The 19,643-nt window shown below is 58.9% G+C and carries 15 protein-coding genes and 5 tRNA genes; 4 read left to right on the forward strand and 16 right to left on the reverse strand.

Annotated elements, in window-relative coordinates:
- Positions 1 to 95: 95 nt before the first annotated feature.
- Entirely contained in the window at positions 96 to 2,630 is a 2,535-nt protein-coding gene (locus DWA01_RS15615) for a penicillin-binding protein 1A (RefSeq protein ID WP_114286743.1), read from the reverse strand.
- Between the two features lie 154 nt (positions 2,631 to 2,784).
- Between DWA01_RS15615 and DWA01_RS15620 the strand changes: the two genes are divergently transcribed.
- The gene (locus tag DWA01_RS15620; RefSeq protein WP_114286776.1) at positions 2,785 to 3,429 is read left to right on the forward strand and encodes a class I SAM-dependent methyltransferase; all 645 of its coding nucleotides are present in this window, start codon (positions 2,785 to 2,787) and stop codon (positions 3,427 to 3,429) included.
- Positions 3,430 to 3,455: 26 nt separating this feature from the next.
- Here DWA01_RS15620 and DWA01_RS15625 read toward each other — a convergent pair whose 3' ends face one another.
- Together DWA01_RS15625 and DWA01_RS15630 are read right to left on the reverse strand one after the other, a co-directional pair.
- Positions 3,456 to 4,721, reverse strand: coding sequence for an N-acetylmuramoyl-L-alanine amidase (locus DWA01_RS15625; protein WP_114286744.1), 1,266 nt, complete (start codon positions 4,719 to 4,721; stop codon positions 3,456 to 3,458).
- A 105-nt stretch (positions 4,722 to 4,826) separates the two neighbouring features.
- Positions 4,827 to 5,969: a pyridoxal phosphate-dependent aminotransferase gene (locus tag DWA01_RS15630; protein ID WP_114286745.1), complete on the reverse strand. Its 1,143-nt coding sequence runs from the start codon at positions 5,967 to 5,969 to the stop codon at positions 4,827 to 4,829.
- Between the two features lie 465 nt (positions 5,970 to 6,434).
- On the opposite strand from DWA01_RS15630, the gene DWA01_RS15635 reads away from it, so the two are divergent.
- Positions 6,435 to 7,196, forward strand: coding sequence for a DsbA family protein (locus tag DWA01_RS15635; RefSeq protein WP_114286746.1), 762 nt, complete (start codon positions 6,435 to 6,437; stop codon positions 7,194 to 7,196).
- Between the two features lie 233 nt (positions 7,197 to 7,429).
- On the opposite strand, the gene ispG is transcribed toward DWA01_RS15635, so the two are convergent.
- The 3 genes from ispG to hemA form a co-directional block, all read right to left on the reverse strand.
- A complete protein-coding gene (gene ispG, locus DWA01_RS15640; RefSeq protein ID WP_114286747.1) occupies positions 7,430 to 8,587 on the reverse strand; it encodes a flavodoxin-dependent (E)-4-hydroxy-3-methylbut-2-enyl-diphosphate synthase in 1,158 nt (385 codons plus the stop codon).
- 88 nt (positions 8,588 to 8,675) lie between these two features.
- Positions 8,676 to 9,893 carry a helix-turn-helix domain-containing protein gene (locus tag DWA01_RS15645; RefSeq protein ID WP_114286748.1) on the reverse strand — a complete coding sequence of 406 codons (1,218 nt, stop codon included), beginning with the start codon at positions 9,891 to 9,893 and terminating at the stop codon, positions 8,676 to 8,678.
- 113 nt (positions 9,894 to 10,006) lie between these two features.
- Positions 10,007 to 11,230, reverse strand: coding sequence for a 5-aminolevulinate synthase (gene hemA, locus DWA01_RS15650; protein ID WP_114286749.1), 1,224 nt, complete (start codon positions 11,228 to 11,230; stop codon positions 10,007 to 10,009).
- Positions 11,231 to 11,444: 214 nt separating this feature from the next.
- Between hemA and DWA01_RS15655 the strand changes: the two genes are divergently transcribed.
- Positions 11,445 to 12,818: a M20/M25/M40 family metallo-hydrolase gene (locus DWA01_RS15655; protein WP_114286750.1), complete on the forward strand. Its 1,374-nt coding sequence runs from the start codon at positions 11,445 to 11,447 to the stop codon at positions 12,816 to 12,818.
- A gap of 236 nt (positions 12,819 to 13,054) precedes the next feature.
- Here DWA01_RS15655 and DWA01_RS15660 read toward each other — a convergent pair whose 3' ends face one another.
- The 9 genes from DWA01_RS15660 to DWA01_RS23670 all read right to left on the reverse strand — a co-directional run bounded on the left by DWA01_RS15660 (position 13,055) and on the right by DWA01_RS23670 (position 16,901).
- Positions 13,055 to 13,885: a hypothetical protein gene (locus DWA01_RS15660; RefSeq protein ID WP_114286751.1), complete on the reverse strand. Its 831-nt coding sequence runs from the start codon at positions 13,883 to 13,885 to the stop codon at positions 13,055 to 13,057.
- A 159-nt stretch (positions 13,886 to 14,044) separates the two neighbouring features.
- A tRNA-Asp gene (locus DWA01_RS15665) sits at positions 14,045 to 14,121 on the reverse strand.
- Positions 14,122 to 14,145: 24 nt separating this feature from the next.
- Positions 14,146 to 14,222 (reverse strand) — tRNA-Asp (locus DWA01_RS15670).
- A gap of 30 nt (positions 14,223 to 14,252) precedes the next feature.
- Positions 14,253 to 14,329, reverse strand: a tRNA-Asp gene (locus DWA01_RS15675).
- Between the two features lie 113 nt (positions 14,330 to 14,442).
- On the reverse strand, positions 14,443 to 15,033 hold the full coding sequence (locus DWA01_RS15680; RefSeq protein WP_114286752.1) for a histidine phosphatase family protein: 591 nt from the start codon (positions 15,031 to 15,033) through the stop codon (positions 14,443 to 14,445).
- 82 nt (positions 15,034 to 15,115) lie between these two features.
- Positions 15,116 to 15,191, reverse strand: a tRNA-Val gene (locus tag DWA01_RS15685).
- Positions 15,192 to 15,234: 43 nt separating this feature from the next.
- Positions 15,235 to 15,867, reverse strand: coding sequence for a histidine phosphatase family protein (locus DWA01_RS15690; RefSeq protein ID WP_114286753.1), 633 nt, complete (start codon positions 15,865 to 15,867; stop codon positions 15,235 to 15,237).
- A 421-nt stretch (positions 15,868 to 16,288) separates the two neighbouring features.
- Positions 16,289 to 16,364, reverse strand: a tRNA-Val gene (locus tag DWA01_RS15695).
- Between the two features lie 21 nt (positions 16,365 to 16,385).
- Positions 16,386 to 16,901: an HU family DNA-binding protein gene (locus tag DWA01_RS23670; RefSeq protein WP_235008575.1), complete on the reverse strand. Its 516-nt coding sequence runs from the start codon at positions 16,899 to 16,901 to the stop codon at positions 16,386 to 16,388.
- Between the two features lie 46 nt (positions 16,902 to 16,947).
- On the opposite strand from DWA01_RS23670, the gene DWA01_RS23165 reads away from it, so the two are divergent.
- The gene (locus DWA01_RS23165; protein ID WP_160116062.1) at positions 16,948 to 17,094 is read left to right on the forward strand and encodes a hypothetical protein; all 147 of its coding nucleotides are present in this window, start codon (positions 16,948 to 16,950) and stop codon (positions 17,092 to 17,094) included.
- A gap of 121 nt (positions 17,095 to 17,215) precedes the next feature.
- Here the strand turns inward: DWA01_RS23165 and lon are convergent, their stop codons facing one another.
- Positions 17,216 to 19,624 (reverse strand): endopeptidase La, encoded by a 2,409-nt coding sequence (gene lon / locus DWA01_RS15705; RefSeq protein WP_114286754.1) that lies wholly within the window; start codon positions 19,622 to 19,624, stop codon positions 17,216 to 17,218.
- Positions 19,625 to 19,643 lie beyond the last annotated feature (19 nt).

Consider the following 19,643-nt stretch of genomic DNA (forward strand, 5'->3'; position numbering starts at 1 on the left):
TTCCCAAAATCATACGCCGGGCGCAATGAAACCACGGCCGACCCGCCCTTTTGCACTGCGACCGCGCGCTTGCCCGACATCGGGCGCCGCGTGGCTTAATACAAGCCACCGGAAGACACCGAACCAAAACTTGCGTTGCCAGGGACCTTCACCACAGCGCCGTCGCTGTCGCGCGGGCTTTCGCCCAGAAGATCGCCGTCGGTGAACAGCGGCAGGTTGGCCCCCATTGCAAAACCGCCGTCAAACATCATGCCAAACATCGGTTCTTCGCCATTGCGGAAATATTCAGCAACAACGGATTCACCAGAGGCGTCGTCCGGAAGGCGCGCACCGGTAAACCGGTCAATGTTGATGAAACGCCCGCCAGGAGGGACCTGGAATTGCCCCCCGCCAAATTTCGCCGTTGCCACCTGCATAAACTGGTTGAACACCGGACCACAGAAGCCGCCGCCAGAGGCGCCGCGCATCGGCTGCGGCTGATCAAAACCGATGTAGCAGCCGGCGACGATGTTGGACGTAAAGCCAATAAACCAGGCGTCTTTGCCCGAGTTGGTGGTGCCGGTTTTACCCGCAACGGGTACGTCAAGATTGACCCGGCCCGCTGCGGTGCCGCGCTGGACCACGCCCTGCATCATCGAAGTCAGCTGATAGGCGGTAATCGCGTCCATCATGCGTTCGCGGTTGGACAGGACCCGGGGGGCGAAACCTTCGTCCAGCGAGGCGTATTCGCAATCCACACACTGGCGCTGATCGTGGCGGTAGACTGTGCTGCCCCAGCGGTCCTGCACCCGGTCCACCAGGGTCGGCTCCACCCGTTCGCCGCCATTGGCAAACATCGCATAGGCCGCGACCATTTTGAAAAGCGTGGTTTCCTCGGCGCCAAGCGCATTGGCGAGATAGCGGCCCATATCCTCATAGACACCAAATTTCTCGGCATATCGTGCAACCGTGTCCATGCCGATTTCCTGCGCCAGACGGATGGTCATCAGATTTCGCGACCGTTCAATGCCGGTGCGCAATGGTGTGGGTCCGTAAAACTTGCTTGAGGCGTTCTTGGGCCGCCAGACGCCCTGGGGCGTGTCCACTTCAATTGGTGCATCGACAATGATGGTCGCCGGGGAAAAGCCGCTGTCCAGCGCCGAGGCATAGACAAAGGGTTTGAAACTGGAGCCGGGCTGACGGGTGGCCTGAGTGACACGGTTGAACACCGAATACTGATAGGAAAAGCCGCCCTGCATGGCGAGGATCCGGCCGGTCTGCACATCCATCGCCAAAAAGCCGCCCTGGACCTTTGGCACCTGACGCAAAGACCAGCGCACAAAAGAGCCGTCGCTGTCGCTGGTGATGGCGCGCACATGCACGATATCGCCCACTTCAACCAGATCGCCGGCTTTTTTCGCCTTGGCCGCCAGGCTGCCGTCGTCGCGTTCTTTGCGCGCCCATGTCACGTCCTTGGCAGCGATCCAGTTGCCGTCGCCGTCCTCATCGACACCTTCGATGCCAACACGCGCGCTCGTTTTGCCAATGCTCAGCACCACGGCGGCGCGCCAGCCCGGAATATCCCGCGCGATGTCACTGTCGGCCAGAGCGTCACGCCAGGACTGTTCTTCTGTCAGCAGCTCCGGCGCGATGGTCTTGCCAGAGCCACGCCAGATGCCCCAGTTGCGGTCGATATCTTCCAGCCGCGTGCGCAGCGCCAGCGCCGCTTCCTGCTGCAATTCCGGATCCATCGTGGCCCGGATCGCCAGCCCGCCGGTGAAAAACTCATCTGCGCCAAAGTTGCGCGACAGTTGGCGGCGGATTTCATCGGTGAAATAATCACGTGGAGGCAGCGAGGCTCTGAAACTCGGAAAATCGCCATTTTGCACCGACAACAGCGGTGCGTCGCGGGCGATCACATATTCTGCCTCGGTCAGATAGGCGTTCTGACGCATCTCACGCAGCACAAAATTGCGCCGCTCCAGCGCCTCATCATAATTCTTCACCGGGTTGTATGAATAGGGCGCCTTGGGGTGAATCGCCAGAAACGCCGCTTCTTCCGGGGCCAGTTCTGCCAGCGTCTTGTTGAAATAGGTCTGCGCCGCGGCGGTCACCCCGAAGCTGCGCAATCCAAGATCAATCTCGTTCAGATACAGCGCCAGAATCTGGTCTTTGCTCAGGGTTTTTTCAATCCGAGTGGCCAGGATCAGCTCTTTGATCTTGCGCTCGACCTTGCGCGATCCGTCCAGAAGGAAGTTCTTCATCACCTGCTGGGTGATTGTAGAGGCGCCACGCAGACGTCCGCCGCGCGCAGCCTGCAGCGCGGCCGCCGCCATGCCCCGCAGATCATAGCCCCTGTGAATATAGAAGTTTTTGTCTTCGGCTGAAATAAAAGCGAATTTCACCAGATCAGGGATTTCAGAGGGCGGCGTGTACAGGCGCCGTTCCCGCGCGAATTCATCCATGATGCGCCCTTCGCCGGAATAGACCCGGCTGATGGTTTTTGGCGTATAATTCGCCAGCGCCTCATAACTCGGAAGATCGCGGCCATACATCCAGAAAATCGCGCCGACACCGATCGCCACCATGATGGCTCCTGCGGTGAAAAAACTGAAAACTGTACCTAAAAATGAAAGAATAAACCGGATCACGGGCAGAACGCTCCTTGGATGAGAACCTTCTCTTTATACGCCCCGCCCGCTGTGGTCAAAAGTATCCCGCGACTTATTCGGCTAAATTGCGCCGGATTAAGCAACAAAGACGATGTGGGTTGCGGTGGGGAGCCGCGCGCCCTATCGCGGAGGCATGACAGCTGATGATATTCTGCCAACTTATGAACGTGTTGCTGCGGGCTTTGACCGCCACCGGGGCAAGTCCCTGTTTGAGCGCGCCTGGCTGGACCGGGCGCTGGCGCATGCGCCGGGGCGGCGGGTGCTTGATCTGGGCTGCGGCAGCGGCCGGCCCATCGCACAATACCTGTCTGAGCGCCGCTGTCAGGTGACTGGTATCGACGGCGCCGCCGCCATGGTGGAGCTGTTTCAGAGCCACCTGCCCCACGCGGAAGTCCTCCATGCCGATATGCGCGGGTTAGACCTGCAGCGCGAATTTGACGTCGTGCTGGCCTGGAACAGCTTTTTTCACCTGAAGGCCGCGGACCAGCGGGCAATGTTTGCGGTATTTGCCGCCCATTGCGCCCCGGGAGGCGTGCTGATGTTCACCTCCGGCACCTCAGACGGCGAAGTGACCGGTCATGTCGAAGGCGAACCGGTGTTTCACGCCTCGCTGGCACCCGCTGAATACGAGACATTGCTGCAAGACGCCGGTTTTATGATCCTGGACCGCCGGTTTGAAGACCCCGACTGTCAGGGCCACTCAATCTGGCTGCTGCGGCGCAAAGTCTATGCGTTTGAAAAAGCCACACCGGGACCCGGCTCATCGGCACAGCTCTGAGCGGAACACGCCAGAGCGCTGGCACCTTATTGCCGCAACAATTGCGCCTCAGCCGCATCGGCCGCCGCCCAGAGCGCCAGCGCTTCAAATACGGCGGCTCCCGCCCGGGCGCGCCACTCTACGTCCTGCAGCCGCGCCATATCAGCCGGCGAGGACATAAACCCAAGCTCCAGCAAAACCGACGGGATGTCAGGCGCCTTCAGCACCGAAAACCCGGCTTCCATTTGCGGGCGTTTGTGCACCACCACCGTGGCTGACAACCTCTCTACCAGCATTTTTGCCAACCGGACCGCACGTGGCGCGGTTTCAATGCGCGCCATGTCCATCAGAATCCCTGCGATCACATCATCCTGGGCCGACAGGTCCACCCCGGCCACAAGATCCGCCCGGTCATGGCGTTCCGCCAGTTTGGCGCTGGCCGCGTCGCTGGCCTGATCAGACAGGGTATAGACCCGGGCGCCCTCGGCGAGCCCCTCAGACAGCGCATCTGCATGCAGCGACAGAAACAGGTCGGCACCGGCATCGCGCGCAATGGACATGCGGGCCTCCAGCGGCACAAACGCGTCCTCCTGCCGGGTCAGCACCACGTTAAAGCCGCCACGCCGCACCAGAATTTCTTTCAGCTCAAGGGCAAAGCGCAGCATCAGATCTGCCTCTTTCGCGCCTGCGCGTTCAGCACCGGGATCAATACCGCCATGTCCAGGATCAAGCACAACGACTACGGACCTGTCACCCATCTGACGCTGGCGCGGCTGTGACGCCTGATCCTCCGCCAGACCCGTATCCACATCCAGGTCATATCTGGCACCCTCAGGCGCACCGGCACTGGCGGCAAAGCTCTCCGCCGTGGCCGGGCTCAGGCGTATTTCCACCTCGGCAGTATCGTTCGCAAGCCGCCGCATGCCAGCAGATTCAACCCGCATCGGCTGCGCCAGATCAAGCACCATGCGCGTCCAGCCAGGGCGCAACAACCCCATACGCAGCCCGCTGATATTGTCGGACTGATCCAGCGCCCGGGCGGTGGCACTGCCCCAGTCCACCTCAGAAAAATCGATCACCAGCCGGCGCGGATCATCCAGGGTAAAGACACGGTAAGGCACGGGTTGTGAGATGCGCAGGCGCATGACGGTCCCGTCGCCCCGGTCCGTCAGGGTGGAGGCCGCGCCGTTAAAGCGGGCCAGCGCGGTCAATTCCTGCGCTGCAAGCGGCCCAGCCAGAAGACTCAACGCCAACAGCGCAGGCAGCGCCGCGCCACCCGATGCCCGGATCCGGTGAAAAACCTGTCTGATCATGTTGTGCCTTCTGCCAAATTGAGCCGAGCATAACCCGCCCTGCGCCGGAACCCAACGCCGCGTTTCAACGGCCTGCATTATTGCGCCTGGTTCAACCTGCAGGGGTCAGCGGGCTTGCATGAAGGCCGTCAGGCGCTTCAACCCTTCGGCGACGTCCTCTGTGGACCGCGCATAAGAAAACCGCAGCGTCTGAGCACCGCGTTCGGGATCGAAATCCAGCCCGGGTGTCACCGCGACCCCGGCTTTTTCCAGCACCTCTGCGGCAAAGCTGCGGCTGTCGTCGGTCAGGTCTGAAATATCGGCATAGACGTAAAACGCCCCGTCTGGTGGCGCGATGCGGGTGAATCCCGCTTTTGGCAGGCCTTCCAGCATCAGGCGGCGGTTTTCGGCGTAAACTTTGAGATTGGCTTCGGCCTGGTCTTCTTCGGCCAGCGCCGCAAGAGCGGCGATCTGGCTGGCATGTGGCGGGCAGATGAACATGTTCTGCGCCAGCCGTTCAATGCTGCGCACGTGATCCTGCGGCACCACCATCCAGCCCACGCGCCAACCGGTCATCGAGAAATATTTGGAGAACGAGTTGATGACATAGACATCATCGGAAATCTCCAGCGCCGACACCGCGCGGCCTTCATACTGAATGCCGTGATAGATTTCGTCGGACACAAAAGCGGTACCCTTGTCCTGCGCCGCCATGATCAGCGCCGCCAGTGCATCCCGGTCCAGCATGGTGCCCGACGGATTGCCAGGGGAGGCCACGATCAGCCCCGCCAGCCCTTCCGGGATCTGATCGGGCACCAGTTGCAGACGGTTTTCCATCGTGGTGGCAATGCCCACCGGCTCCAGTGACAGTGCTTTGAGGATCTGACGGTAAGACGGATAACCAGGTTCGCCTAACCCGACCCGTTCCCCGGCGTCAAACAGCGCGGTAAAGGCCAGCAGAAACGCCGAGGACGAACCGGTCGTGATGATGACACGTTCCGGGTTCAGATCGACATCATACCAACGTTTATACAGTGCCGCGATGCCCGCACGCAGGTCCGGCAGTCCAAGCCCGACAGTATACCCCAGCGGATCGCCATTGCTCAGCCGTTCAATCAACGCGTTGCGCGCGCCCTCAGAAGCGCCGGTGGCGGGCTGGCCCACCTCCATATGGATGATATGACGCCCTTTGGCCTCGGCTTTGCGGGCGGCTTCCATCACATCCATCACAATGAAGGAATCGACAACACTTCGGCTTGAGGTACGCATTATATTCTCCTGAACATCAGACCGGTCTTGAGATGCCACCCGCCGCCTGCAAGGTCAATGGCAGCGGCGCGCGGCACTTGCCAATCCTGCAGCAGAGGTTCCCCTGGCAGCCAGAGGTGGCCGCCACGCCACCGGCTGCGGCCACGGGCGCAAGCTGCAGTGACGAGCGCAAGCCACAGGCACCGGCGCAAGCCACAGGCAGGGGTGCCAACTGCAGTCACGGGTGCCAGTTGTGGTCAGGCGTGCTGGCCGCAGTCTGGGGCACCGGCCACCCGTACGGGCGCAAACTACAAGCACGGGCGCTGGTTCCCGCCCCAAGCATTGAAATAATCCAGACTTTGGTTGCGGCCCGACGGTCATGCGAAGGCCGGATCGCCCCCTTCCCCTCACTGGAACAAGCAGATTTACCCGGGCGCCAGACGTGATACACATAATAAAAGACAATCACCTGACGGAGACCGCTGTATGACCTTTCGCTCCGCCCTTACCGGCGCACTTACTTTGCTGTGCACCAGCTTTCTGAGCCTGCCCGCCACCGCATTGAACCTTGAACTGATGAGCCCGGCGGAGCGTGAAATATTCCGCGCCGAAGTGCGGGACTATCTGATGGAAAACCCCGAGGTGATCCTTGAGGCCGTTGATGCCCTGCGCCAGCGCCAGGCCCAAGCCGAAGCCATGTCGGAGCAGTCTCTGGTGCAGGTGAATTCCGACGCCATATTCAACGACGGGTTTTCCTGGGTCGGCGGCAATCCGGACGGCGATATCACCATCGTGGAGTTCATGGACTATCGCTGTGGCTATTGTAAAAAAGCCTTTCCCGAAGTCACCGGCATGATTGAAGACGACGGCAACATCCGCATCATCGTCAAAGAATTTCCGATCCTGGGCGACGCCTCGGTGCTGGCCAGCCGCTTTGCCATCGCGACCAAGATCATCGCCGGGAACCAGGCCTATAAGGACGTACATACCGCGCTGATGACCATGCGCGGTGATGTCTCTGAAACTTCCCTGCGCCGGATCGCGTCCAGCCTGTCGCTGGACACTTCGGCCATTTTTGCCGGGATGGCATCCGATGAGGTCAATCGCATCCTGCAGGCCAACCGCGAGCTGGGGCAGCGTCTGCGCGTCTCCGGCACGCCGACATTCGTGATGCAGGACCAGCTGGTGCGTGGCTATGTGCCTGCCGAGGCAATGGCCGAAATTGTCGCTGAGCTGCGCCGCAACTGAGCCGGCACCGTACTGCTAAGATGCAAAAGGCGTCGGGACACAGGGCAGCGCCTGACCTTTGGGGAGGCGAGAAGCGCTTTCCCAAAGGTCAGGCGCTGCCCGGCGATGCCGGGTAAAAGAATTCCATCTCGCGATCAGTCTGTAATACAGACCAATACGGGCTGAAGACACCACAAAAACGAAGGGTGCAGCCAGACGGCCGCACCCTTTTTTACATCCGGTGGCGCGTCAGATTATTCTGCGGCGCTTGCGGCCCCGGCGGCTTCAGCAGCTTCAAGAGCGGCGGCCTCAGCATCCAGGATCGCGGCCCGTTCTTCGACCTGTTCGACAATATGATCAACCATCTGTTCGTTGGACAGTTTGTGGCGCTGTTTGCCCGCCAGATAGACCATGCCGGCCCCAGCCCCGCCGCCCGTAAACCCAACATCCGTCATCAGCGCTTCGCCGGGCCCGTTCACCACACAGCCAATAATCGACAGGCTGATCGGGGTTTTGATATGCTCCAGCCGTTTTTCCAGCGTCTCCACAGTTTTGATCACATCAAAACCCTGGCGGGCGCAGGACGGGCAGGAAATAATGTTCACACCCCGGTGGCGCAGCCCCAGAGATTTCAGAATGTCAAAGGCGACTTTGACCTCTTCCACCGGATCGGCGGACAGGCTGACGCGAATGGTGTCACCGATGCCGGCCCACAGCAGATTGCCCATGCCGATCGCGGATTTGACAGTGCCGCTCATCAGCCCACCGGCCTCAGTGATGCCCAGGTGGATTGGCGCATCGGTGGCTTCCGCCAGCGCCTGATAGGCGGCGGCGGACAGGAACACGTCGGACGCTTTGACTGAGATTTTGAACTCGTGGAAATCATTGTCCTGCAGAATTTTGATATGCTCAAGACCGCTTTCCACCATCGCCTCAGGACAGGGTTCGCGATATTTTTCCAACAGGTGTTTTTCCAGCGAACCGGCGTTGACGCCAATGCGGATAGCACAGCCGTGGTCCTTGGCGGCGCGGATCACTTCTTTGACCCGTTTCTCATCACCAATATTGCCCGGGTTGATGCGCAGACAGGCTGCGCCCGCCTCAGCGGCTTCAATCGCCCGTTTGTAATGGAAATGAATGTCGGCCACGATCGGCACCGGGCTCTCGCGGCAGATTTCCTTTAGCGCAGTCGTCGCCGCCACATCCGGCGCAGAAATACGTACGATATCGGCACCGGCCTCGGCCGCAGCGATCACCTGGCCCAGTGTGGCTTTGACGTCGCCGCTGTCGGTGTTGGTCATGGTCTGCACCGAGATCGGCGCGTCCCCCCCCACCGGCACATTGCCCACCATGATCTGACGGGACTTGCGACGGTAAATATTACGCCAGGGGCGGATGGGGTTCAGCGACATGGGACAGGCCTTTTGCCAGACGGGAAAGCGGAATTGGTTGTCCACTAAATAGACCCGCATCGGCCCGCTGGCAACGGAGCCAGCCGGATTATTCGCTATTGGTGAGCAATGCCGCCGCCTGCGCTACCGAAATGGTCCGCGCCAAAGTGCTGTCCGGGGTGATTTCGGCCACGTTATAGGCCAATTTCAGTGCATCAGCGTCGAGCTCAACATTCTTGACAACACCACCTGCTTTGCCCGCAGGCCCGTAGGTCTCGCCATTGACAGAAAACCAGACCGAGCCGGCATTACCGGCGCGCAGCAGAGGCGCTTCCTCAGTGGCGGGCAGCACATAGCTCTCGCCTGAGTCGAGAATTTTTTCAAACAGCACGGTGCCATCGGCCGATTTCACCCGCACCCAGCTTGGGCTGGAGGCGATCAGCACGACCTGAGGCGGTGCAGCAGCAACCACCTGCACCGGCACGTCCTCAATCACCGGCGGCATCGGGGACAACATGGTTTCGGCGCTGGCCAGTTCAAAATTATCGTCACCCATACGGCCAGAGGTGCGGGCGAATGCGCCCAGATCTGCGGGCAGAATGGCCGAAATCGGCCCGTCACGGGCGATAAGAACCGGCACATCCAGCGCCTGCGGCCGGTACAGCCGGTCCAGCGCATCCGCATTGGGCCGGGAAATTACATCAGGCGCGGAAGCAAGTGTGACCAGGTTTCCGGAAATGCCCGCCACGTCCGCAATCAGACCAGGCGCTTGCTCGACCGGTGCAAGCTCAACTTTCTGGATTTCCTGAAGCACCGACCAGCCGCCGTAGCCGATGGCGCCAATCAAAGCCAGCAGGACCAGCGACGAGCCAAGCGCGCCGGGTTCAATGCGGGACCACAGCCCCTGCCCCTGCGGCACAAACAATGCGTTCGGGTCACCAAGCGCTTCGAGGCCTTTTGACGGCACCACTGCGCTGCGCTGTTGCCGGGCCACTGACGCAGCAGGCGACATGCCATGGGCAACAACAAACCCGCTTTCTTCGCAAAACGTATCAAAGACCCATTCGGCATCCATATTCAGATAGCGCGCATAGGAGCGCACATAGCCGGCAATGAAGCCTGGTGTTTCAAACGCACCGGGGTCACTGTTTTCGATAGCAGCAATATAGGTGGCTTTGATTTTCAGGTCGCGCTGCACGTCGAGCAGTGATTTTCCGATGGTGGCGCGTTCGCCGCGCATCACATCGCCCAGCCGCATTTCGAACGCATCAAACCCTTTGGGTTCTTCTGCTTCCGGCGCGGATTCCTTATTCCAACGCCCTATCATGCGTGCTGCCCCATGCTCGTCAATGTCCCCAATGTGCTGGCGATTCGTTTATAATGCCAACGATTAAGACAAGGTTATCATAGCACCGGTCAACACGCATCTATCTTAGAGCATTATGCTGATAACTCGGCACGATTCAGCGCACAGTGGCTCCAGAGCGCGTCCAGCCCCCTGATCAGACGATCCATTTCCTGAGGACCATGGACCGGGGACGGGGTGAAACGAAGACGCTCAGTGCCACGCGGAACCGTGGGGAAATTGATCGGCTGAACATAGATGCCGTAATCTTCCAGCAGATGATCTGACAGCACTTTGGTATGCACCGGATTGCCGACAATCACCGAGACGATATGGCTGCCGTGATCGATAAAGGGCAGTCCAATCGCCTTCAGGCGGGTTTTCAGAATTTTGGCCTGAGTCTGGTGCTGATCGCGTAGCTCCTGGTTGTCTTTCAGATGGCGCACAGAGGCCGCAGCGCCGGCGGCAATCGTCGGTGCCAGCGATGTGGTGAAGATAAACCCGGGCGCATAGGAACGGATCGCATCGACCATCTTGGCTGAGGCCGCGATATAGCCGCCCATCACACCATAAGCCTTGGCCAGGGTACCGTTGATGATATCGACGCGGCCCATCAGACCATCGCGTTCACAGATGCCGCCACCGCGCGGGCCATACATGCCCACCGCGTGCACCTCATCGATATAGGTCAGCGCGCCAAATTCGTCAGCCACATCAAGAATCTCTTCGATCGGGCCAAAATCCCCGTCCATCGAATACAGCGATTCAAATGCGATCAGTTTTGGCGCGTCCGGATCATCAGCGGCGATCAGCTCGCGCAGGTGTGCCACATCATTGTGGCGGAAAATACGCTTGGCACCACCGTTGCGGCGCACCCCTTCGATCATCGAGGCATGGTTCAGCTGATCGGAATAGATAATCAGACCCGGAAACAGTTTCGGCAGGGTCGAAAGTGTTGCATCATTGGCGATATAGGCCGAGGTGAACAGCAATGCCGCCTCTTTGCCATGCAGGTCCGCAAGCTCAGTTTCCAGCCGGTTGTGATAGACCGTGGTGCCTGAAATATTGCGGGTGCCACCGGAGCCGGCGCCGGTCTTGTCCAGCGCCTCATGCATCGCCTCCAGCACCGCCGGGTGCTGTCCCATGCCAAGGTAATCATTGCCACACCAGACCGTCACAGCCTGTTCACTGCCATCCGGCTTGCGCCAGGTCGCATGGGGAAATTGCCCCATTTTCCGTTCGATATCGATAAAAGTCCGATACCGGCCTTCGTCATGAAGGTTTTGCAATGCAGCGTCCAGCTTTCCCGAATAGTCCACCAGTATTCCTCCGCGTTTCCAGATTCTTGCATTCATATCTGCCTGATTTGCAGAAATCCACTCACATTCACGTAGTGTTACAATTTGCCACTCCTGATGTGGTACTCGGACGCTAACACATTCTTTAATTCAAAGATAACAATTTAACCTCCGACTGGACACCTGGCCGCCAGATGATAGATTCGCGACAATTCCCCTTTTACCGGAGCCCGTCATGAGCTTAGACGCCGTCCTCGCCCGCATTGATACCGACCTGCCTCAGGCAACCGAACGCCTGCTGGATCTGCTGCGAATCCCCTCCATATCAACAGACCCGGCCTATAAGGCTGACTGTGACAAAGCCGCAGACTGGCTGGTGCGCGATCTGCAGTCGCTTGGCGTTGAGGCCAGCAAACGGCCGACCCCGGGCCACCCGATGGTGGTGGGCCACAGTGGTGGCGAAGGCCGGCACATGATCTTTTATGGCCATTATGACGTGCAGCCGGTCGATCCGCTGGATCTGTGGGACAGCGGCCCGTTTGAACCCGCCATTGAAGAGACTGCCAAAGGCACTGTGATTCGGGGCCGCGGCTCCTCGGACGACAAGGGCCAGCTGATGACGTTCGTTGAGGCCTGTCGCGCCTGGAAAGCAGTGCATGGCGCCCTGCCCGGCAATATTTCCTTCTTTTTTGAAGGCGAAGAAGAAAGCGGCTCCCCGTCGCTGGTGCCCTTCATGAAAGAAAATGCGGATGAGCTGCGCGCCGATGTGGCGCTGATCTGTGATACCGGCCTGTTTGACAGCCGGGTGCCGGCGATCGTGACCTCTCTTCGCGGGCTGCTTGGCGAAGAGCTGACCATTGAAGGCCCGGACAAAGACCTGCATTCAGGTTTCTTTGGCGGCGTTGCGATGAACCCGGCGCGCGTGTTGTCCCGCATTATCGCCAGCCTGCATGACGCAGACGGCAATGTCACCGTGCCCGGCTTTTATGACGGTGTCGCTGAGATTTCTGATGAGCAGCGTGCCCAGTGGCAGGCGCTCGAGTTCGACCACGACGCCTTTCTTGGCGAAGTCGGCCTGTCCGAGCTTGCTGGTGAACAGGGGCGCACAGCGCTGGAATTGATGTGGTCACGCCCGACCTGTGAAGTGAACGGCATGATTTCGGGCTACACCGGCGACGGGTTTAAAACTGTGTTGCCCTCCAAAGCTTCGGCCAAAATCTCCTTCCGGCTCGTGCCGGGTCAGGACCCGTTCAAAATCCGCGAGTCCTTCCGCGCCATGGTGCATGAACTGCTGCCGGTGGACTGCACTGTGGTGTTTGATAATCACGGCGCCTCCCCGGGCATTGCCATGTCAACGGACAATGAAGCCTTTGATCTCGCCCGCGCCGCGCTGTCGGACGAATGGAGCGACCCTGCCGCCTATGTTGGCTGCGGCGGCTCGATCCCGATTGCAGGTCATTTCAAATCGATCCTCGACACCGACGCCATGCTGATTGGCTTTGGCAAGGACGATGACCAGATCCATTCACCCAACGAAAAATATGACCTGGAAAGCTTCCACAAAGGCATGCGCAGCTGGGCCCGCATCCTGGACCGGCTCGCCGGCTGACTTGCGCGGCTGACACACAACGAGGGGCGTCCTGCGGGGCGCCCTTTTTTGTGTGACCGGCGCGCGCCCTGTCACTCCCTCCGCCACAGAATCGCGCCTGAGCCTGGGCGGCGAAAAGCGCCTTCGCGGAGGCAGGTCAGGCGCCGCAGGGCGAAGGAGACGGATAGTGTCACTTTTTTCGGGATGACTGCTCAGACAGAATTGACCTGATCAAAGATTTGTCACTGATTGCGGCGTCACTGGCGAACTTCCCTTTCCACATTCAGATCGACGCCGAGCACAAAGACTTCATAAATGCTGGTCAATATAGTAATCGAAAATATGAAGGCCACCCAGCTGAAGAACAGTCCGACGGCGAGCTCAATCAGCCATTGGCCAAGCCCGAGCCCGCCGATGAACGCCCAAACAAGCGTGACAACTCCATATCCCAGGGCGAGCTGGAATATGATCTTTCGTCCGGGACACGTCAACTTCCGTGAAGCTTTGCACGTCTCAGACTTTCCAATGGCTGACGTGACCAGGACGGGTGAGTATCTCAGAAAAATATAAGCAAATGAGACCGTAAAAACAAAATTCATGGAAATTGCTCCGGCTCCGCGCACGGCAACACCACTATAATCACCCACTGAAAAATTTATTCCCTCGCCCCCCGTTACAGCAAAGGCGATGAATACGGGCACCAATAAAATCAACAAAATAACAAAGCCAACAACGATGCTTCCCCAAATATAAGAGAAGATTGACCCGACAGGATTTTGTGGAAAGATTCCCTGAACCGCCATCCCCTCCAGCAGAAACCGATGCCAGGCGACTGCGATCCAATAATAACTATAAACAACAACAATGATTGCGATAAATGCGCGAAGCCCAAAAGCAGGTCCGGGGGCGACAACCCCATTTGTGACCTCCCCTTCCAATACCCGACTGATTTCAGAGAAGCCGAGGAGAGAAACGAGTAAAATCGCCAATACAATAATTGGCAGCGAAATCCGCAATGACATTTTCAGGTTGTCGAAGACTCTATTCGCTGTGTAATCAGCGATTTGATATGCAGTTACGTTTTCCAATTCAGCTCTTCCCAGAAAATTGTGTCAAAAATATTTAGGCTCTGGGAAGCATTGCGACTGCTCACCCAAAAAATCAAGCGCAGCGAAACGACGTGAAAATTACAACGCCAAAGCTGGAGGCTCTTTGCAACACATGGCGCTGGAGGACTAAAGGAAAAATGGCGCGGTTGACGGGACTCGAACCCGCGACCCCCGGCGTGACAGGCCGGTACTCTAACCAACTGAGCTACAACCGCGCATTTTGTACGCTTATATGATGATGGCGCGGTTGACGGGACTCGAACCCGCGACCCCCGGCGTGACAGGCCGGTACTCTAACCAACTGAGCTACAACCGCGCATCAGCAAAAGAGGATATCAGGCAGTGATGGCGCGGTTGACGGGACTCGAACCCGCGACCCCCGGCGTGACAGGCCGGTACTCTAACCAACTGAGCTACAACCGCTCACTGCCGCTTATCCTCTAAGCGTGAGGTGGCTTTTAGGCCCACTGTCAGGTGGCGTCAAGCGCTTCCCACACAGAAAATCCGAAAAAGAACACCGGCGCATTGCCCAGGCGTTATTCCTTCAATGAATGGGTGATTTCGCCGTTTTTTTGCAGCTGAAAAACACAGCCCTGCCCCCCGGGCAAAGCGTGCATGCCGTGAATATCCAGTCCCAGCCAGAGCGCACGGATCATGCGGCCGGTAATGCCATGGGTGACCACAATGGCCGGCCCGTTCAGACTGTCGAGAAACTGCTGACACCGGTGGCGCAGCGCGTCAAAACTTTCGCTGCCGGGCACACGGAAATACCAGCCAAACGGGTGATCAACGTCGGGGGCGAATCCCGGCCATCTGGCGGCAATATCGGACTGCAGCATGCCTGCCGCCTGCCCCACAGAGACCTCGCCCAGGCGCGCATCCGGCTCCGCAGTACCGCCAAGGAACGAAAGCGCGATCTCAGCGGTCCTGCGCGCGCGCAGCTGCGGTGAACACCAAGCCGAGGGCGCGCCCTCCGGCAAAAGTCGCGCCAGCAGATGCCCCTGCGCAGCGGCCTGCTCAAGCCCGCGCGGCGTCAGCGGCGAATCCAGCACGCCTTGCCAGCGGCGTTGATGATTCCATTCGGTTTCACCGTGACGCAGCACATAAAGATCCGGATAAGACGCCATTGGATTCCCAAAAATCAGAACGTGGTTTCACCCTGCCCTGAGAACGGAAGCTTATCAATGCACAGATCGGACTGGTGGGAAATGGTGGGTGATGAGAGACTCGAACTCCCGACATCTTCGGTGTAAACGAAGCGCTCTACCAACTGAGCTAATCACCCGTGTGGCGCGTGATATCCCGGGACAGCGGGGGGCGCAAGAGGCTCAGAGCAACTCTTTTTCCAATTCCGTCATTTTTTGCTCCACCCCTCCGGAAATCGCAAAAACACAGCCCTGGGTCGGCGACAGGCGGGTCATTTCATCCCAGCTCAGGCTGCAGGCCAGGCCGCGCAGAAAGGCTGCGGTGACCCCGTGGCTCACGATCGCCGTCGGCCCGGTCAGGCTCAGCAGAAACTCACGGCAACGCGCTTCCAGATCCGCGGGGCTTTCCCCGTCCGGAGCGCTCAGAAACAGCTCAAACATCGCACCTTCATCTGCCGTGTGTCCGCTGTCGGCAGGCAATTCAGCAATGACCTCAGTGCGAAGCCGCCCCTCCCAGCTGCCGGCCGAGGTCTCCATGATCCGGTTGTCCACAGTGATGTGCTGCCCGGCGAGCGCAATCGCGGCGGTATCGAACGCCCGCGTGAGCGGGCTGGTGACACAGTACATCTCCGGCGTCGCCCGCAACACAGGCGCCATGATGCGCGCCTGTTGCGCGGCCTGATCCCGGCCTTTTGCCGTCAGGTCGGAGTTTTTCTGCCCCTGCATCCGGCCTTGCAGGTTCCACTCGGTCTGGCCGTGGCGCAGAATGAACAGGGGTGGCAAAGCTGCCGTATCGATCAATGTTAACTGGTGCATAACGTGCCTCTGTTGCTGTCGCAGCACCTTATGAAGTCACTATCGCATGGTAAAGAGTGGATATTTTCCCGGGTCAATCCTGACCCGGATTACGCCACTTGCGGCGCAACAACCGCTGCCCACAATGGCTGTTACGCCGGCAGGAATGTCGCCCGCACCGGGCGCAGACGGAGCAAATCAAGGACCACATTACGCAGAAAGGGACGCAAAACTGACCGTCGGAGAGGGTTCCCAGAGAGAATGCACGACGGCGGCACCTGGCGCGGCTGGCGGCGCACACGCAGCACCGTTACGTGCATGTCTTCCACGCAACTCCGATGTAATTATTCGCACCTCAACCCGCCAGAACTGATGGCAAAGGCAAAACACACCATGCCACGGCAGCCAAAAAACTGCCTGAATTCAACATCTAAGCGGGAAATGGTGGGTGATGAGAGACTCGAACTCCCGACATCTTCGGTGTAAACGAAGCGCTCTACCAACTGAGCTAATCACCCGCCTTGCCGCGGTTCATAGCCTCACTGATCTGGCACCGCAAGGGGGGAAACTGCATTTTCTTTTGCCGCGACGTTTTCCATGGTGCCACTCACGGCTGACGGCTTGGCACGGCGCAGCTTGCAGATCACCACGTCGGCTTTTTCCTGGGCAATACTGCGGTTCACCGTCAGTTTTCCCAGCGGCGGCAAGTTGAGGGTCTCCCCTTTGATCAAAGCGTCGCCAAGTTCGGCCAGCACCGCCTCCATCACCGGCTTGATCTGATTCTTGCGCAACCCTGTGCGTTCAGTCAGCCGCAGCAGCATATCTTTTTTTCGCAGCATCACGACTGTGGCGTCTGCGCTGGTCTCTGTTGTGGTCTCAGTGCTGAATTTGGTGCTGAATTCGGTGCGGGCCTCTGTGGTGAACTCCGCCGTCGGCTCCGCCGTATTGTCATCAGGTACCGCGACGGGTTTCGGGGGCGCGACTTCTGCCACCAGCGCCGCCAGCGCCCTGTCAACTTTATCTCCGGTCGGGGCGGTCGGTTTTGCGGCTGTCACGCCTAACGTCTTACGTACCCTCGCCGGTTTCAGAGCCGGGTCCGCAATGACCGCATTCGTTCCTCCGGACCCACTGCGGGAGGAGGATTTCAACTTTCGTCTGGTGGTCGGTTTCGTGGGTGATTTCGCGCCTGGTTTCCTGATCGCCATGTTGCTGCCTGCCCTGTTTTTGTTTTCTGTGAACAACTGTTAACATTTATTAACGCGTTACAGCCGAAAACTCCAGCTTTGCAGTCAAGCGCTTGCCCCGCTGCGCAAAGAAAAAGGCGCCCCGGTGACAGGGCGCCTTTTCAGTCTCAGTCGGTGTGGCGCGGTTAATGCGCGCGCGCAGCCGATGTTTTTTCTGCTTCCAGAGCGCGGGCGGCACGGGCGGCCTCTTCGGCCTCTTCGTCCCACTCCACCGGCACAGGTTTTGACACCAGCGCGTGTTTCAGCACTTCAGACACGTGCTTAACCGGGATGATTTCCAGCCCGTCTTTCACATTGTCGGGGATCTCGGTCAGATCCTTTTCGTTTTCGTCCGGGATCAGCACAACCTTGATGCCGCCGCGCAGCGCCGCCAGCAGTTTTTCCTTCAGCCCACCGATCGGCAACACATTGCCACGCAGGGTGACCTCACCGGTCATAGCGATGTCTTTGCGCACCGGAATGCGGGTAAGAACCGATACGATCGAGGTGACCATGCCGACCCCTGCCGAAGGCCCGTCCTTGGGGGTTGCTCCCTCGGGCACGTGCACGTGGATATCAAAGGTTTCAAACCGCGGCGGCTTCACCCCGATTTCGGGCGCGATGGAGCGCACATAGGAGCTTGCCGCGTCGATCGATTCCTTCATCACATCGCCGAGCTTGCCGGTGGTTTTCATCCGGCCTTTGCCCGGCAGGCGCAGCGCTTCGATCTGCAGCAGATCACCGCCGGCACTGGTCCAGGCCAGCCCGGTGACAACACCGACCTGATCATCCTGTTCCGCCAGACCGTAACGGAAGCGTTTCACCCCGAGGAAGTCTTCCAGGTTCTCCGTTGTCACTTCGACCTGTTCGGCGTCTTTGCGCACAATTTTGGTCACCGCTTTACGGGCCAGTTTCGCCAGTTCGCGTTCGAGATTCCGCACCCCGGCTTCACGGGTGTAGCGGCGTACGATCTCTTGCAGCGCGCCGTCACTGATCGAAAACTCACCTTTGCGCAACCCGTGGTTTTTCACTTGTTTATCAAGCAGGTGCTGCTTGGCGATCTCAAGTTTTTCGTCTTCAGTATAGCCTGCAAGCGTAATGATCTCCATCCGGTCCAGCAGCGGGCCCGGCATGTTGTAAGAGTTGGCCGTGGTCAGGAACATCACGTTTGAAAGGTCATATTCGACCTCAAGATAGTGATCGACAAAGGTGTTGTTCTGTTCCGGATCCAGCACTTCCAGCATCGCCGAGGCGGGATCGCCACGGAAATCCTGACCCATCTTGTCGATCTCATCGAGCAGGATCAGCGGATTGGTGGTTTTCGCCTTTTTCAGCGCCTGGATGATTTTACCGGGCATGGAGCCGATATAGGTGCGGCGGTGACCGCGGATTTCGCTCTCATCGCGCACGCCGCCCAGGGAGATGCGGATGAACTCGCGCCCGGTGGCGTTGGCCACCGATTTGCCCAGCGACGTTTTGCCGACACCGGGAGGGCCCACAAGGCACATGATCGGGCCTTTGAGTTTTTTGGAGCGCTGCTGCACCGCCAGATATTCCACAATGCGCTCTTTGACCTTCTCCAGGCCATAGTGGTCATTGTCCAGCACCGCCTGGGCGCGGGTCAGATCCTTTTTCACCCGGGATTTTTCGCCCCACGGGATCGCCAAAATCCAGTCAAGATAGTTGCGCACCACCGTGGCTTCCGCAGACATCGGCGACATGGATTTCAGCTTTTTCAGCTCGGCATCCACTTTTTCTTTGGCTTCTTTGCTCAGCTTGACGCCGGCAATCTTTTCTTCCAGTTCCGCGATCTCGCCGGCACCGTCGTCACCGTCGCCGAGTTCTTTCTGAATCGCCTTCATCTGCTCATTCAGATAGTACTCGCGCTGGGTGCGCTCCATCTGCGACTTGACGCGGGTTTTGATCTTTTTCTCGACCTGCAGCACCGACATTTCGCCCTGCATCAGACCGTAGATTTTCTCCAGCCGTTCTTCCACGGCGAGGGTTTCCAGAAGCTCCTGCTTCTGCTGCACCTCAACCCCCATATGGCCGGCAACCAGATCAGCCAGCTTTTCGGGATCACGGGTCTCAGACACCGCGGCAAGCGCCTCTTCCGGCACATTCCGTTTGATCTTGGCGTAGCGCTCAAATTCAGCACCAACCGAACGGATCAGCGCCTCAACTGCGGTTTCATCACCGGGAATTTCGGTCAGAGCGACGGCCTCAGCCTCAAAAAACGCATCATTGTCGAGAAACTCGGTGATCCGCACCCGGCCTTTGCCTTCGACCAGCACTTTGACGGTGCCGTCGGGCAGTTTCAGCAGTTGCAGCACGCTGGCCAGCACACCGACTTTGTAAATACCATCTGCATCCGGCTCATCTACGCTGGGGTCAATCTGGCTCGACAACAGAATCTGCTTGTCGTCCTGCATTACCTCTTCCAGCGCTTTTACGGATTTTTCCCGGCCGACAAACAGCGGCACGATCATATGTGGGAAGACCACAATATCGCGCAGCGGCAGGACAGGATAAGTTTGGCTGAGTTGCTCGTGCATGCTCTTTCCTTAATTAGCA

It is taken from the genome of Candidatus Halocynthiibacter alkanivorans (genome assembly GCF_003333265.1).
Classification (GTDB): Bacteria; Pseudomonadota; Alphaproteobacteria; order Rhodobacterales; family Rhodobacteraceae; genus Halocyntiibacter_A; species Halocyntiibacter_A alkanivorans.